General features: G+C 38.9%; 14 protein-coding genes. 8 read left to right on the top strand and 6 right to left on the bottom strand.

What is annotated here, in order from left to right:
- Positions 1–34: 34 nt before the first annotated feature.
- From AC6H44_RS15205 to AC6H44_RS15185, 5 genes are all read left to right on the top strand, one after another.
- Positions 35–1,060 (top strand): ABC transporter permease, encoded by a 1,026-nt coding sequence (locus tag AC6H44_RS15205; RefSeq protein WP_500736525.1) that lies wholly within the window; start codon positions 35–37, stop codon positions 1,058–1,060.
- A gap of 17 nt (positions 1,061–1,077) precedes the next feature.
- The gene (locus AC6H44_RS15200) at positions 1,078–1,359 is read left to right on the top strand and encodes a hypothetical protein (RefSeq protein WP_500736524.1); all 282 of its coding nucleotides are present in this window, start codon (positions 1,078–1,080) and stop codon (positions 1,357–1,359) included.
- Between the two features lie 63 nt (positions 1,360–1,422).
- On the top strand, positions 1,423–2,628 hold the full coding sequence (locus AC6H44_RS15195; protein ID WP_500735106.1) for an IS4 family transposase: 1,206 nt from the start codon (positions 1,423–1,425) through the stop codon (positions 2,626–2,628).
- Positions 2,629–2,673: 45 nt separating this feature from the next.
- Positions 2,674–3,777 (top strand): ABC transporter permease, encoded by a 1,104-nt coding sequence (locus tag AC6H44_RS15190; protein WP_500736522.1) that lies wholly within the window; start codon positions 2,674–2,676, stop codon positions 3,775–3,777.
- A 102-nt stretch (positions 3,778–3,879) separates the two neighbouring features.
- The gene (locus AC6H44_RS15185) at positions 3,880–4,872 is read left to right on the top strand and encodes an REP-associated tyrosine transposase (RefSeq protein WP_500736520.1); all 993 of its coding nucleotides are present in this window, start codon (positions 3,880–3,882) and stop codon (positions 4,870–4,872) included.
- Between the two features lie 147 nt (positions 4,873–5,019).
- Here AC6H44_RS15185 and AC6H44_RS15180 read toward each other — a convergent pair whose 3' ends face one another.
- Positions 5,020–5,547: a sugar O-acetyltransferase gene (locus AC6H44_RS15180; protein ID WP_500736518.1), complete on the bottom strand. Its 528-nt coding sequence runs from the start codon at positions 5,545–5,547 to the stop codon at positions 5,020–5,022.
- 160 nt (positions 5,548–5,707) lie between these two features.
- Between AC6H44_RS15180 and AC6H44_RS15175 the strand changes: the two genes are divergently transcribed.
- Both AC6H44_RS15175 and glmS read left to right on the top strand, forming a co-directional pair.
- Entirely contained in the window at positions 5,708–6,469 is a 762-nt protein-coding gene (locus AC6H44_RS15175) for a DeoR/GlpR family DNA-binding transcription regulator (protein ID WP_500736517.1), read from the top strand.
- Positions 6,470–6,583: 114 nt separating this feature from the next.
- Entirely contained in the window at positions 6,584–8,404 is a 1,821-nt protein-coding gene (glmS, locus tag AC6H44_RS15170) for a glutamine--fructose-6-phosphate transaminase (isomerizing) (protein ID WP_500736515.1), read from the top strand.
- 506 nt (positions 8,405–8,910) lie between these two features.
- Here the strand turns inward: glmS and AC6H44_RS15165 are convergent.
- The 5 genes from AC6H44_RS15165 to AC6H44_RS15145 all read right to left on the bottom strand — a co-directional run bounded on the left by AC6H44_RS15165 (position 8,911) and on the right by AC6H44_RS15145 (position 12,957).
- On the bottom strand, positions 8,911–9,918 hold the full coding sequence (locus AC6H44_RS15165; RefSeq protein ID WP_500736514.1) for an RES family NAD+ phosphorylase: 1,008 nt from the start codon (positions 9,916–9,918) through the stop codon (positions 8,911–8,913).
- A gap of 13 nt (positions 9,919–9,931) precedes the next feature.
- Positions 9,932–10,861: a sce7725 family protein gene (locus AC6H44_RS15160; RefSeq protein ID WP_500736513.1), complete on the bottom strand. Its 930-nt coding sequence runs from the start codon at positions 10,859–10,861 to the stop codon at positions 9,932–9,934.
- Positions 10,862–10,888: 27 nt separating this feature from the next.
- A complete protein-coding gene (locus AC6H44_RS15155; protein ID WP_500736512.1) occupies positions 10,889–11,779 on the bottom strand; it encodes a sce7726 family protein in 891 nt (296 codons plus the stop codon).
- Positions 11,780–11,974: 195 nt separating this feature from the next.
- Positions 11,975–12,505 carry a PIN domain-containing protein gene (locus AC6H44_RS15150; protein WP_500736511.1) on the bottom strand — a complete coding sequence of 177 codons (531 nt, stop codon included), beginning with the start codon at positions 12,503–12,505 and terminating at the stop codon, positions 11,975–11,977.
- Positions 12,505–12,957 carry an excisionase family DNA-binding protein gene (locus AC6H44_RS15145; protein ID WP_500736510.1) on the bottom strand — a complete coding sequence of 151 codons (453 nt, stop codon included), beginning with the start codon at positions 12,955–12,957 and terminating at the stop codon, positions 12,505–12,507. The genes AC6H44_RS15150 and AC6H44_RS15145 overlap by 1 nt, the downstream gene beginning before the upstream one ends.
- A gap of 254 nt (positions 12,958–13,211) precedes the next feature.
- Here AC6H44_RS15145 and AC6H44_RS15140 point away from each other — a divergent pair, with 254 nt between their 5' ends.
- On the top strand, positions 13,212–14,510 hold the full coding sequence (locus tag AC6H44_RS15140; RefSeq protein WP_500736509.1) for a DEAD/DEAH box helicase: 1,299 nt from the start codon (positions 13,212–13,214) through the stop codon (positions 14,508–14,510).
- The last annotated feature ends 36 nt before the right edge of the window (positions 14,511–14,546 follow it).

Genomic DNA, 14,546 nt, shown 5'->3' with positions numbered 1-14,546 from the left:
GGCAGCGTAAAGCAAGTTGAAAAGGATGATCATTTTGGAACAATTAATTACCTCAATAAGAACAAAAGCGACTCGATTATTTTGGCTCCACTTTGTTAGTTATAGTGCTGGGTTAGCAGCAGTAATATTGTTGGCTTTGTTTGTAAAGCATGAGCTTTCTTATGATAGTAATCAGCCGGATAAACAGCAAGTTTATAGGGCGCACGTAGATTTTACAAGTTTTGGCTTCGATACATTAATGCCGATGCGGGATTTAGCGGTGGCGCAAGCACTGCTAAACGATACTGATGTTGAAGCTGTGTTTGGTTTAATACCTGCTGAATTTATGGGGTATGTAGGTCACCACTTTAATACAGAAGTAAGTCATGTAGGCACAAGTAATGGCGACACTAAAGTGAAGCTAAAAAACGTTTATTTTGCGTCAAATAATTTATCGCGATTTATTAATCTAGATGTGACGCGCGGTGATATAGATGTGGTGTTGAATACGCCTAATCAACTTGCGATCAGTGAATCTGAAGCTATCAGGCTGTTTGCTGGTACTGATGTGATAGGTGAGCGGCTAAGTGCAAATGAACAAAACTACACAATCGGCGCTGTATTTAAAGACTTACCAACACAAACTCACTTTGCGTTTGACGTACTCACCGCTTTCCCCACAGCTCTTGAAAAACAACCTCATGGTTATGTTTATATAAAAACAGCAGTCGACACAGATATTACTGCACTTGAAAATAAGTTGTTTGAGCAGTATTTAACAACAAAATCAGCAGAGCACAAAACAGTGCAATATAAATTAATAAACATCACTGATATTTATTTAAAAGGTCGCTCAACTTATGAAATGAAAGCGCCTGGGTCAATTACTACGGTTGCCATTGCGTGCGGGCTTATTTTCATTATTTTTTTGCAAATAACCAGTAATTTTATCAACTTTAATTTAGTCAGTGTTGGCAGGACTGCCAAGCAAATAGCGATTAAAAAGGCGATAGGTGCCAGTCGAGGTCAGCTTTTTCGGCTATTTATAGTTGAATCAATTGTGCTCACTGGTTTTCCGTAGTGTTGTCTTTGGCATTTGTGGAGTTGAGTCATGATTATTTTAACCAGCTCGTTGAGTCGCATATCTCGTTTGTGCTTAATACATCAATGGTGTTGATGGCTATTTTGATAACTTGTGTAATAGGTATATTTAATGGCGTATATGCAGGCTTAGTGGTTGCAAATGTTGATGTAAAATTATTAGTAAGAACACATTATCAGTATCATTTGGGGTTACTGGTCAAAGGTATACTGAGCTTTCAAGCAGGTTTAGCCACTTTCATATTTATTGCTGACGAATCCCCACAAAATAAAAATTAATGGTAGACTCTCATGATTATTTGTGATCAAATTTTTTCACTATAAAAAAACTCACTCATAATCATGAAAGCCACCGAAATATTACACAAAGATATTGCCATTGCCTACCCTGAAATTCATAAAACACGTTTAAATACAGTCTTTACGTTTGTTAACTCAGGCTTGCGTGACCAGCGCGTTACTGTCACTTACCTAGGCCGCGGATTAAAATCATTTTCTAATACCGATAAAAAACATGATATTAAACGCGCAGACCGTTTGATTGGTAATGCTAACCTGCATCAAGAACGTCTTTGTTTCTATGAACATATGACCGAATGCTTAGTAGGCCAGCAACAACACCCACTTATTATCGTTGACTGGTCACCTATTAATGGCGGCGAAATATTTCAAGTGCTCAGGGCAAGCATACCAATGGGGGGAAGAGCGTTAACGCTCTATGAAAAAGTGTATCCTGAAAGCGAATTAAATACCGAAGCGGCTCATCAACACTTACTCGATAGCTTGGCACAGTGTTTACCTGCAGATTGTCAGCCTATTATTTTATCTGATGCTATTTTTAGAACGCCATGGTTTAAAGCCATAGAAGATAAAGGCTGGTATTGGCTTGGGCGCGTCAGAGGCAATGTGACCTTATCTAGCGACCTTGAGACATGGCGAAATTGTAAATCATGGTTTGAGCAAGCAACAGATAAACCACACCTTCTGACACAGATTTACTACGGAAAAACAGTTCGTTTCGCGTGCCAAGGTGTTTTGTTTAGAGGGAAAAACAAGGGACGTAAAAAAATCAAAAAACGGGGTGGGCAATCTCAATGTACAACGGTTAAATACCAACAACAAAAGGCCAAAGAGCCTTGGCTACTTGTGTTTAATTTACCTACACAATTTACAGATAAGCCTCAACGGATTGTGACTTTATATAAACAACGTATGCAAATAGAAGAAAGTTTCAGAGACACTAAGAATGCAAAACTTGGCATTAGTTTAGCCTTTGCAAATTCAAGAAGCGCAGAAAGGTTTGATAATTTATTGCTCATAGCGGCGTTAATGTTGTTTGTCTTATGGTGCATAGGGTACACCGTGTCGGCACAACAAGGGGATGCGGCATTACAAGCGAATACAGAGAAAAAACGACGAGTATTGTCCTATATTTATCTTGGCAAAGAAGTGGTTGATGATCCTAGGTATGAGCCTGATGGGCAGTTCATTATTTATGTGTATAGCCAGTTGTCACTTCTGACTATACAAATTGATAATTTAGGCTAAATTCGTGGGGATCTCTCAGTATTTATTGTATTTGTTATTGCTCAGTTGCAGCTTGAGTTTGTTGCGAATATGGATGTGGGCTATCAAACCCAAAATAGACTCATTGTTAAAAACATTCCAACTACACAACTTTTTGATAAAGATAACACACGCGTAATATCAGCAATTAGTAAGTTACCCGGAGTTACATCAGCTGCGGCTACCGACATAAATCTTACTGAGCAAGTGCGCGGCGGTGTACAACTAACTTGGCCAAATGGGCAGGTAGTTGATGGGGTTGCTCCTTCAGTGGTAACAACCTTTGATGTGGTTGAAGCATTGGGGCTTAAGTTGTTAGCGGGTAGAGATTTTAATCGCGACTTTCAAAGTGATTGGTTTGAAAAGCAGCCGGATGGCTCTGAGCACGTTGCGTTAATTGTCACTGAGTCTATGGTGCATTTAGCGGGGTATGAGTCAATGCAACAAGTGATAGGTATGACACTCAGTAATGCAGATACTAACTTAAGTGCCACGGTTGTGGGTGTTGTTGCTGACGTGAAAGTTGGCTCAGCTAAACATAAAATGACACCGCTTTCTTTTAACCTAGGCCGAAACTACTTGCCAAATGGTTATGGCAATATTGTTATAAAGTTAAGCGATGATGCTGTATTTGAGAATTTAAAAAGGCAGATCCCTACGTTATTAAAATCGCGCTTTGCCATTCTTGATGCGGAAGTGAGTCGGTTTGAGGATGATTATGCAAAAAATTATAAAAATGAGCATAGGATAACAACCTTATCAAAATGGTTATTAGTCCTAAGTACTGCTTTAACAATTATTAGCCTTGCCGTATTAGTATCTCAAACAGTGCTTTCACAACAAAAAGAGTTGGCGATTAAAAAGGTTCTAGGGGCAACTGTCACCCAGTTAGTAACAGCAGTAAGCGTGTCTTATTTAAAGCTAGTGTCATTGAGCTTAGTCGTAAGTATACCGCTAGCTTACTGGTTAACAGCTAATTGGTTGAATAGTTTTAATGACCGCATAGGGCAACCACTTTGGGTTTATGGTTTAGCTGCATTAGTTGTTGCTGCAATTACTTGGCTCACGGTTGCAAGCCTCGCCTTTAAAGCCGCCAGTACGAGGCCATCGCTGACGTTACGGTATGAGTAATTCTGCTTTATTGCTATAACATTCGTGGCGGAAATTAATTTTTATTCCGCAAATCTATTACTTTAATCAGTGAAAACATTATTAATTCACAAGGAATAAAAAGTGCTCGTAAACTATTTTAAAACGGCGATTGGTGCCGCTAAACGTCAACCGTTAATCTACAGTCTCAATCTATTTAGTTTAAGTGTGGGTTTAGTCGCTGTTTTTTTTATGGCGTTATACATTAATTATGAGTTTAGTTATGACCAGCAATGGCAAGATAGCGAGCATGTTTATCGAGTTGAACTACATAATAACCAACAAGGTACTCACTCAGCCTTTGTTAACGCATTGCTGGCTAAAAGCTTTGAGAGTATTACTAATATTGAATCGGTACAAAAGTTAGCGCCAATGGATTATTGGTTTGAGCAGCAGGTCTCTATTAATAATAAGTCGTTTAAATTAACTAAAACGATAGCCGCAACACAGAATATTACCGATATATTTTCATTCACTATGCTTCACGGAGAATTATCTACAGCATTAAGAAAGCCAAACAGTATTGTTTTATCAAAATCGGAAGCTATCCGTTTATTTGGTGAAAGTAATGTTGTGGGTAAGCGCTTACAACGTGATGCTATTTCTGCTTTAGGAAAAGGAATTTATCAAATGAGCTGGAGTAAATTAAAAAAAGGGCGTGTATCAATTCAATCAGGCGAATACTTCATTACATTTACATGCCACCGCAGAGAAGGGATATTTAGTAATTCCGATCATGCTAATGCCTTTTGTAGATGTATTGCGAGTAATGAGCTCAAGTATCAATGCCGTTGGTTAACTTGGGTTTTAATGCCTGACCATTTCCATGGTTTATTACAGCTTAAAAATAGTGAATTAGGAACTGTTGTAGGCCATTTAAAAGGCGTATCAGCTCGGGAAGTTAATAAAGTACGAGGTTTAAATCAGCCTGTATGGCAAAGAGCGTATTATGATCATGCGCTGCGAGAAGAAGAAAATAGGGTTGAAATAGCAAGGTACATTGCTGCAAATCCTTTGAGGCGCAAGTTGGTCACTAGAATTGGTGATTATCCGTATTGGAATTCAGTTTATTTATAAGGTTTCTTTCGCAGAGCATTGTCGCCATAAATGACGACCTACAAGGTTGTAGAAAGATGTGGGACGTGCTTTAGCGCGTAAAATGTAACTTAAGAGTTTACGTTATTGTCGACATAAATGACGACTTACAGGGCGGGCTTTAGCGTGTTAAATATCCTTGAGCTTTATCGCCGGATTACCTGCAATAACAGTATTTGCTGCAACATCTTTGGTTACTATTGACCCAGCGCCAATAACAGCATTATCGCCAATGGTAATACCTGCTAATACAATAACGCCTGCACCAATCCACACGTTATTACCTATGGAGATTGGTGCCGTAAAGTTTTCTTTATTGAGCCGCTCAGTTGGGTTAACTGCATGAGAAACCGCCAAAAGCTGAACATTGGGGCCAATTAAGCAGTCACTACCAATCGTAATCACACCTTCATTAATTGGTGCATCTAATACAGTGCAGTTAATGTTTATAAAAGTACCATCACCAATTTGCACTTGTGAGCCATAATCACAATGAAAGCCCGCCTCTATAATCACCCCTTCGCCACATTGTGCAAATAAGCTCTTAATTCGTTTTGAATTGCCTTTACTGGGGCTTTTATTAAATAATCGGCAAATTTCGTGCACAGCTTTACGCTGCGCTAGATTCTCTTTACTAATACTATTAAATGACTGCATATCAATTTTGTTTAACTTAAATAATGGTGCCTAGCTTAACCTACTTTAAGCATGATGATAATTTGAATAAAACTGTGCTTTTTTACGCATTCACTTGCCATTTATGTTGTTTCGTTTAAAATCCCCTAACTTTCGAAACGAAACTTAAATGGTTTACTTAATGACAAAACGAAACACCCAGCAACGTCGTCACCTTATTCTTACTCAAGTTAATGAGTTAGGCGAGGTAGCCGTAGATAGTTTAGCTGAGCAGTTTCAAACCTCTGAAGTAACCATTCGTAAAGACTTAACAGCGCTTGAAAAAAGTGGCTTATTACTGCGCCGCTATGGTGGCGCGATTGCGCTGCCGCAAGAAATTGTAAGCGATGAGATTGATTCAAAACGTAAAGTGGCGATTGCAAAAGCGGCAGCAGCACTCATCAAAGATCATAACCGCATTATTATCGACAGTGGGCGCACGACTGCGGCAATGATCCCCGAGCTGGGTAATAAGCGCGGTTTGGTGGTGATGACCAATGCAATTAAAGTGGCTAATCGCTTATTGGCGCTGGAAAACGAGCCAACACTGTTGATGACCGGTGGTACGTGGGACCCGCATTCAGAGTCGTTTCAGGGGCAAGTAGCGGAAAACGTTTTACGCTCATATGATTTTGATCAGCTATTTATTGGTGCTGATGGCATTGATGTTGAGCGCGGTACTACTACCTTTAATGAGCTTGTGGGCTTAAGCCAAGTTATGGCGGGCGCTGCCCGAGAAGTAATTGTGCTGGTGGAGTCAGAAAAAATCGGCCGAAAAATCCCTAATTTAGAATTAGCTTGGCAGCAAGTCACCACATTGATCACTGATAGCAACTTGGCGCTTGATACCCGCCAAGCAATACAGGCGTGTGGTGTGCAGTTAATTTGTGCCGAGGTTGAATAGCAATTTTCAATTTAGTTAAAGGCAAACCGACAACATTTGCTTTTATCTTTTAATCATTATGACAACACATACAAACCCAAAGTTAACGCTTTGGCATGTGCAAAAGGAGAAATTATGTGTGGAATAGTTGGGGCCGTTGCAGAACGCCCAGTAAATAAAATTTTAGTTGAAGGTTTAAAACGCCTTGAATACCGTGGTTATGACTCAGCAGGTGTTGCTTTACTTGAAGGTAGTACATTAAACACAGTTAAGGCCGTAGGTAAGGTTGTAAACTTAGAGTCAGCGCTTGAACAAGCAGGTGTTAGCGGCCACACAGGTATTGCACACACTCGTTGGGCAACTCACGGTGGCGTAACAGAAGCTAATGCCCACCCACATGTTTCAAATAGCCAATTAGCGCTTGTACATAATGGCATTATTGAAAACCACGCAAGCTTACGTGAAGCACTTAAAGGCGATGGTTACGAGTTTTTATCAGACACCGATACCGAAGTCATGGTGCATTTAATTCATCAGTTACGCCAGCAACACACTACTTTATTAGCGTCTGTTCAAGCAGCAGTGAAACAGTTTGAAGGTGCGTTTGGTACCGTGGTATTTGATAAAGAAAATGACAACGAAATTATTGTTGCTCGCTCAGGCAGCCCATTAGTTATTGGCTTAGGCCTTGGCGAAAACTTTATTGCCTCAGACCAACTCGCATTATTACCGGTAACGCGTACCTTTATCTACCTTGAGGAAGGAGATGTAGCGCGCATTACCCGCGACACCGTGGAAATTTTTGATGCCGATGGTAACGCGGTTGAGCGTGAAGTCATTGAATCAAACATCACCCAAGATGCATCAGGTAAGGGCGAATACCGTCACTACATGCTTAAAGAAATTTACGAGCAGCCACTTGCGGTACGTAACACCCTTGAAGGACGTTTAAACGACGACCGTGTTGCCATTGATGCCTTTGGCGAGGGCGCGCAGCAAATATTTAAAGATGTAAAACACGTACAAATTATTGCCTGTGGTACGTCATACCATTCAGGTATGGTTGCCCGTTACTGGCTTGAGCAATTTGCAGGTGTTAGCTGTAATGTAGAAATTGCCTCTGAGTTTAGATACCGTCAGTCGTTTGTACACGAAAACAGCTTATTGGTTACTATTTCACAATCGGGTGAAACCGCCGATACATTGGCCGCACTTCGTTTAGCAAAACAGCAAGGCTACATGGGATCAATGACCATTTGTAACGTACCAGGCTCATCGCTTGTGCGTGAATCTGATTTGGCCTTTATGACCAAAGCGGGCGCTGAAATTGGTGTTGCCTCTACAAAAGCATTTACCACGCAACTGGTTGGTTTGTTAATGCTTACTGCATCTATCGCGCAAGAAAAAGGCCTAGATCAAAGCACGATTGTTAACGCCATTAAATTGCTTCCAGCTAAATTAGAAGAAATACTACTATTGGCTGATGGCATTGCTGACCTTGCAGAAGAGTTTGCCGACAAGCACCATTCACTGTTTTTAGGTCGCGGTTCGCAATACCCAATTGCAATGGAAGGTGCGCTTAAGCTTAAAGAAATTTCCTACATTCACGCAGAAGCCTACGCAGCAGGTGAGCTTAAACACGGCCCACTCGCATTGATTGATGCTGACATGCCCATTATTGTTGTAGCACCAAACAACGAATTGCTTGAAAAGCTTAAATCAAACGTAGAAGAAGTACGTGCTCGCGGCGGCATCATCTATGTATTCGCTGATAAAGATTCACACTTTGAATCAGACGAGACAATGCGTGTGATCAACGTAAACCATGTCGATGACGTGATTGCCCCTATTGTATATACAATTCCACTACAGTTACTTTCGTACTATGTAGCGGTCATTAAAGGCACTGACGTTGACCAACCACGTAACCTAGCAAAATCGGTTACAGTTGAGTAAAATCAACAGGTTGAGAGTTACCTGTTAAAGATAAAAAAGGCGCTTGATGCGCTTTTTTTATTGAGCTCAATTTATGGTTTTGTCGTATTGATTTTAGTGATCACTTCCGGGTATGCGTAGGAGCGAGCTTTAGCCGCGAATGTTTAACTCCCATACTTCACATTATACACTTTATGATTATATTGCTTACGCGTATTCATTAATTCAAGATTGTTTATTTTCAGTAAGTAATGAAAAATAAGTATAAGGAAATGTATAAATAAACAGAAAAACTATGTACCTAATCTAGCTTGTGTATAATTTTTTATAAAATGTAAACACCTCGCCATTGGCGTTATCGTTGTACTACATTGCGTTTATTAAAGGCACTGACGTTGAGCAACCTTGTTCCTGGTCTAAATTAATTACTGTTGATTAAAATCAAAAGGTTATAATTTTGTTGATCTTTTCTAAGGCTTTCTGTGCTTGAAATGGCGATCTAGCTAAGGTCTTTTTATAGAAAAATATTAGCAAGCTACATGCGTAATTTTTGTTTCACTTACTTTAACTTTTATTACTTCATGACATTCAAGATGTGACTCGTTAAATATGGCATAATTATCGCTGTCCCCCAACGAGCTTTTATAAATCACACCGTCATATTGTTGAGATTTTATAAATTCACAGAGATATTGGCTAGATAAATACTCAAGAGGAGCCTTGTCTTGTGAGACAGGTTTAGTTAACTCAACTCCTAGAGTTTCAAGTAAAGCTAATCCTTTATAGATATTCTTGAGGCTATCCTCAGAATACCTAAACGGTACAAGGGTTTGACGTGGGTTTCGCAAATCAACCAGTTTTAAACTGTTTAAGTTATCAAACCTGGCTATAGCTAATCTTTCACCATTATGAGGCCTTACTTCTGATACCACAGTGTTTTCTGTAGATGCTACATATAGGTAGGATATACCAAATGGGTTAGCCCTACCATGACTAGCAAGTTCAGGTGGTGGAGCCCCCATATTTTCCGGGGCATAAATTTCATCGCCACTTTTTATTATTCTAGCTCTATAAAAGGTTTGATTTCTTGCTTCTATCACAAAAGATAAGTAGCTCATTAAAGATGCAAGTTCATCATGGTTAGGGAAAGATTTTGGAAAAAAACGATTATTATGCTTTAACTCTTTTTTAAATGAACTCCAATCTAATACATCCTGTTGTTCAACCAAAGGTACATAATTCCATTCAAGATTATTATCACCATACTTTGCATTTCGAAGAAGTTCTAATAATCTATCATTATCTATATTTTTAAAGAGGAGCCAATCATCTCTTAATAGTTCGATGATCTTTTTACCATCAGGGTTAACTATATAAAGGTCAAGAATCGGTGTAAGTAATTCATGTAAATGGCCTATATCTATAAGTCTGACATTATCAGACCCACAAATATTGCAGTCACCAATTTTTTCTGACTGTACAGCAATACTTTCTTTAATAAACTCGTTCTTCAAGCACTCTTCACAAAATTCCATTTTAAAGCACCCTTTAACTAAAGAAGTCAGCGATTAGCTCAATATGATGCTGCATCGATAGTTTTTTTACATAACCTAAACCAGGGAAATGCTGCCTCTCAGCCAGCTTCTGAAACTCTTTATGGGCATTAGATTGAAAAATATTAGGATCATTATCTTTAACTAACTTACCCAAAGCTTCTAAAAATTTACCACCAGGATCTGCAGGAGAGTCTTTTCTATCTGATACATAATGTTTTATAAACATATCACTATCATCATCTTTATCAAGATAGGTTAGGTGTATAGCAACAGCATATGCTGGCCCACCAGATTCTGAGTACTCGTCACCGTTAATTAAGAAGTCACCGAAACCATTCATTCCTTCATCTTCATACATAATATGAAGGTCTGAAAAATGTTCTTTCTCTGGATGTTCTCTATTTGCTCTTTTTTTGAAACCGTCCCGAACCAAAATCCTTATATCATCTTGAAAAATCTTTCTATATCTTTTCTGGGGAGCATCTTCAATGAATACATGAGCTATATTATAAACTTTCTGACTGAGTAAGCTTTTTAATGGTTTGCTTTGAGTAAAACCATAATGGATAAGAGTTATATTTTTATCAGCGTAGGTTTCCAAATACGTTGAAACTTCTTCTAATGTTAAATATTCATCAAGTATGATTGCTATTCTTACTTTAGGGTGAGATAAGATTTCTTCTGAACTTAACCTTTCAATTAATTCAGTGGTATCATTTTCAAGATCACCGCATGATGGATTAATAATAATAGAAAACTCACAACTCTCATCAAGTAATATGCGTAATGACTTTACTAATGGGTTAAGATTGCTTTTAACTGGTTCGATAATTGGATAAACATCTGAAGCTGCAATTAATTTAGCATTTTCCCTTAGCATAATTAATTCATTTTGCTTGCCTCGGAGGTAGGGGTAATACATTGACTTTCCTTGATTTATCCTAATTGCTTAAATTATGCACTCTCCTAAAGCAGATGACAAATTATTTATTTGCTTTTTCGTAAAGTCATTACAAATCATAGTTGCTTTTAAAGACTTAGGTGCTTTGAGCACGAGCTTTTTATCTAATTTACTTTTTGCTCTTAATTTTAGTGCTTTCAGTACAAGCTTATGAACGATAACTACTGGTATTTTTATAAACAGTTTCTTACACTCTCTATAAAGCAATGTATTAGGGGCTTCAGGTATATATCCATAGTATGTTTTTATGATAGAGGAATATTCATTTTTCCTTAACGAGTCGAATATGACATCCAGGTTTAGATTGTTTATGTTGGATTCAGCCTTTCTCAATACCTTTAAAGTATCTTTACTTGTAAACTCAATTAAGCCTACGCTTTTTGGAATATAGGTTTCGAGCTTAGATATATGCTTTCCATCAGCAACCACACTTACGAATTCTGCAAATTTTAAATAGTCGCAAAGCTGCTGTTCTAAACGCTCTAGCGAATCAAGTTCAGTTTTTATTTCATAGATATGACTTGTTCCATTTAGTATCATTGCATCAGCTTTACTATTGGCAATTCTGAATTCGGAAAGCATCGAGGCTGTATTTATAGAATGCTTTCCTAATAAAATTTTATTTGCGATAGAGTTCTTGTAAAGATATTCATTACGATAAAATTTCGAAAGTTGTTTATAAGCATAATCAAATAGTTCACTTAGAGATTCGAATTCATTGACAGCAATATCTAGTTCTGAAGTAAGAGACTTTAGTGTTGGGGAGTGACCTTTATTTGCCAATTCATTAAAAATTGATGCAGAAAAAATACGAGCAAGGCTACTACTTGTAACATTTCTTGAATCTAAAATTTTAATTGGTCTTATGGAATTCTTCATTTCTGTCACTTTTTTAGTTTTCTATTAATTACTATACTATATAATTAAGTGATTTGGGAGTGGAAGGACTTTAAAATAACATCAACCTTATGATATTAAAGGTTTAAATTAAATTAATAGATCGCGCCTTTCTTTAATCTAGGCTTCCTCAAGCGAAGTGCTTTTAAATTCTCTTTGAGCAAAATTACTCAGCCACTACAAAGTGATGCCAAAACTACTTGCAGCTCGAAACTCTTCTTGCGTCATGGGTGGCTTTTTCAATGAACTTCGTTGCTGTTGAGCGGCTTTTACGCAAGCGCTACTGTCTAATTCGAACATATCACATAAGAATTCATCAGGGTGGATCGCTGTTAAACCGAGCGGCTCTAGTTCTTGTGCTGGAAAGTCTTTTAAATTAAAAGTAATGATAGATTCTGCTTGGCCTTTAATGGCTGCTGCAACTATATGCCTATCATCTTGATCGGGTAAGCTTAGCCCATTAATTAAAGGCTCATAGCCTTCAACTAAACAATCAGGAACGTTAGCATTCATGAGCGTTTTGATTCTTTCAAGTGCTTTATGCTCAATACTTGGGTTGTTCTTAAGCAGGTTACGAGTCCATTCATCATGTATTTGCTCTGTCCATCGAGCTCGGAATAAACCTGTATTGGCTAAATACATCAAATAGCTACGAAGTGGAGCGGGGTACATAACACATGCGTCTAAGATTACAGTATATGATGACATTAGTAGCCTATATCCATTTCTTGATCTAATGCAGATAATTCAGCAAGTGATGCTAAACGCTGTTCTTCTAAGCGTTGTTTATATTGCATAAGATCGGCAAAAGCGACTTTCCTACGATTCCCCGTGCGAGTAAATGGAATTTCTTGTGAATCAAGGAGTTTTATAAATGTTGGGCGTGACATGTTTAGCATATCAGCACCTTCTTGCGTTGTTAGCTCTGCATGAATAGGAGTGATGCTAACGGAGTTGCCTTGTCCTAGCTGAGTAAGTACTTCGATCATCATATTTAATGCGCTTGCTGGAATTGTTACTTTGTGAGATTTACCTAGTTGATCAACCACATTAATTCTTTGCGCCTCACCATTGGCTTGTATTACGGCTGATAGCTCTTGGCTACCAAGTTTAGCGAGTGCTATTTCTTCAGCACTGGGTAATTTTGTAGCTGTGTTCATTTTTTCTCTCTTACTATTTCCGAGTGCAAATTGTACAATGCAGTAAGTATCCGAAATATTCGCAAGAAAGTCAACATTCGAAATATTCGAAAATAAAATTACAGACGATGAACAACACAAACCTGCTCGTAATTTGTTACTCGAGGCGCTCAGCGGCCACCTATAAACACATTTAAATCACTAACCCCTACTTAATACGTGCTAAATACGCTAAAATTATGGGCTACTTTTTTAGCAATAAGCCCGTAATAACTATGACCTCAGCCGCAAGCCCTAGCACGTTTACCGAACTTGGCCTTATCCCAGAGCTTCTAGCTCGTTTAACTGATTTGCAATACACCCAGCCTACACCCATTCAGGCTAAAGCAATCCCTAGTGTATTAGCGGGCAGTGACCTTATTGCAGGGGCGAATACCGGCTCGGGTAAAACAGCAACCTTTGCACTGCCTATGCTACAAACGCTGTTTTTGGAGCAAGGTGCTAAAAAAGCTGCTAACAAAGGTAATTTTGTATCAGGACTGATTTTAGTGCCAACGCGCGAGCTGGCAACGCAAGTGGCCGATAGCGTTAAATCGTATTCTGCTAACTTTAATGGTGCGATTAAAACCGTTGCGGTGTTTGGTGGGGTGTCGGTTAATACCCAAATGCAGGCACTGCGTGGTGGTGCCGATATTATTGTCGCAACGCCAGGGCGGTTACTCGACTTAATCTCAAGCAATGCGATTAAGCTCGATAAAGTAACTACGCTTGTGCTTGATGAAGCTGATCGCATGTTAAGCCTTGGTTTTACCGAGGAGCTAGCTAATTTGTTGGCGCTTATGCCTGTTAAAAAGCAAACTATGTTGTTTTCAGCGACGTTTCCTGAGCAAGTTAAACTATTAACCCAAGAGCTGTTAACTAATCCGGTTGAAATTCAAGTGCAAAACAAAGACGAAAGCACGCTTGTGCAGCGCGTATTTACGGTAAATAAAGGCGAGAAAACCACGGTTTTAGCGCATTTAATTAAGCAGCAGCAATGGCGCCAAGCGCTTATTTTTGTCAATGCGAAAAAAGATTGTGAGCACTTAGCCAGCAAGCTTGAAAAACGCGGCGTGAACGCGCAAGTATTCCATGGCGATAAAGGCCAAAGTGAGCGTACTCGGGTAATCGAAAAATTTAAAGCCGGCGAAATTGAAGTACTTATAGCTACCGACATAGCTGCCCGTGGTTTAGATATTGAAAAGCTGCCTGTGGTAATAAACTTTAACCTACCGCGCAGCCCTGCCGATTATATGCACCGTATTGGCCGAAGTGGCCGTGCTGGTGAAGTGGGTTTAGCGCTATCGTTAATTGATTATGAAGACTTTCATCACTTTAGAATTATTGAGAAGAAAAACAAACTCCGTTTAGAGCGCGAAGAGGTTGCAGGTTTTGCCGTAAACCAAGCGAACCTTGATGCCGCTGAGGCGCTTAAAAATGAAAAGCCCATGGCCAAACCTGAAGGCACAGGCAAGAAAAAGAACAAAAATAAAGCCAATCAAGAAGATGATGTGTGGAGTGGCTGGCGTCGTTAGTAAAACTATTTTTAATGGCGATAGAAAACGAAAAAG

The sequence above is a fragment of the Pseudoalteromonas sp. TAP-3C genome (assembly GCF_059888565.1).
Note: the sequence above shows the minus strand (reverse complement) of the source record. Positions and strands in the feature narration are given on the sequence as shown.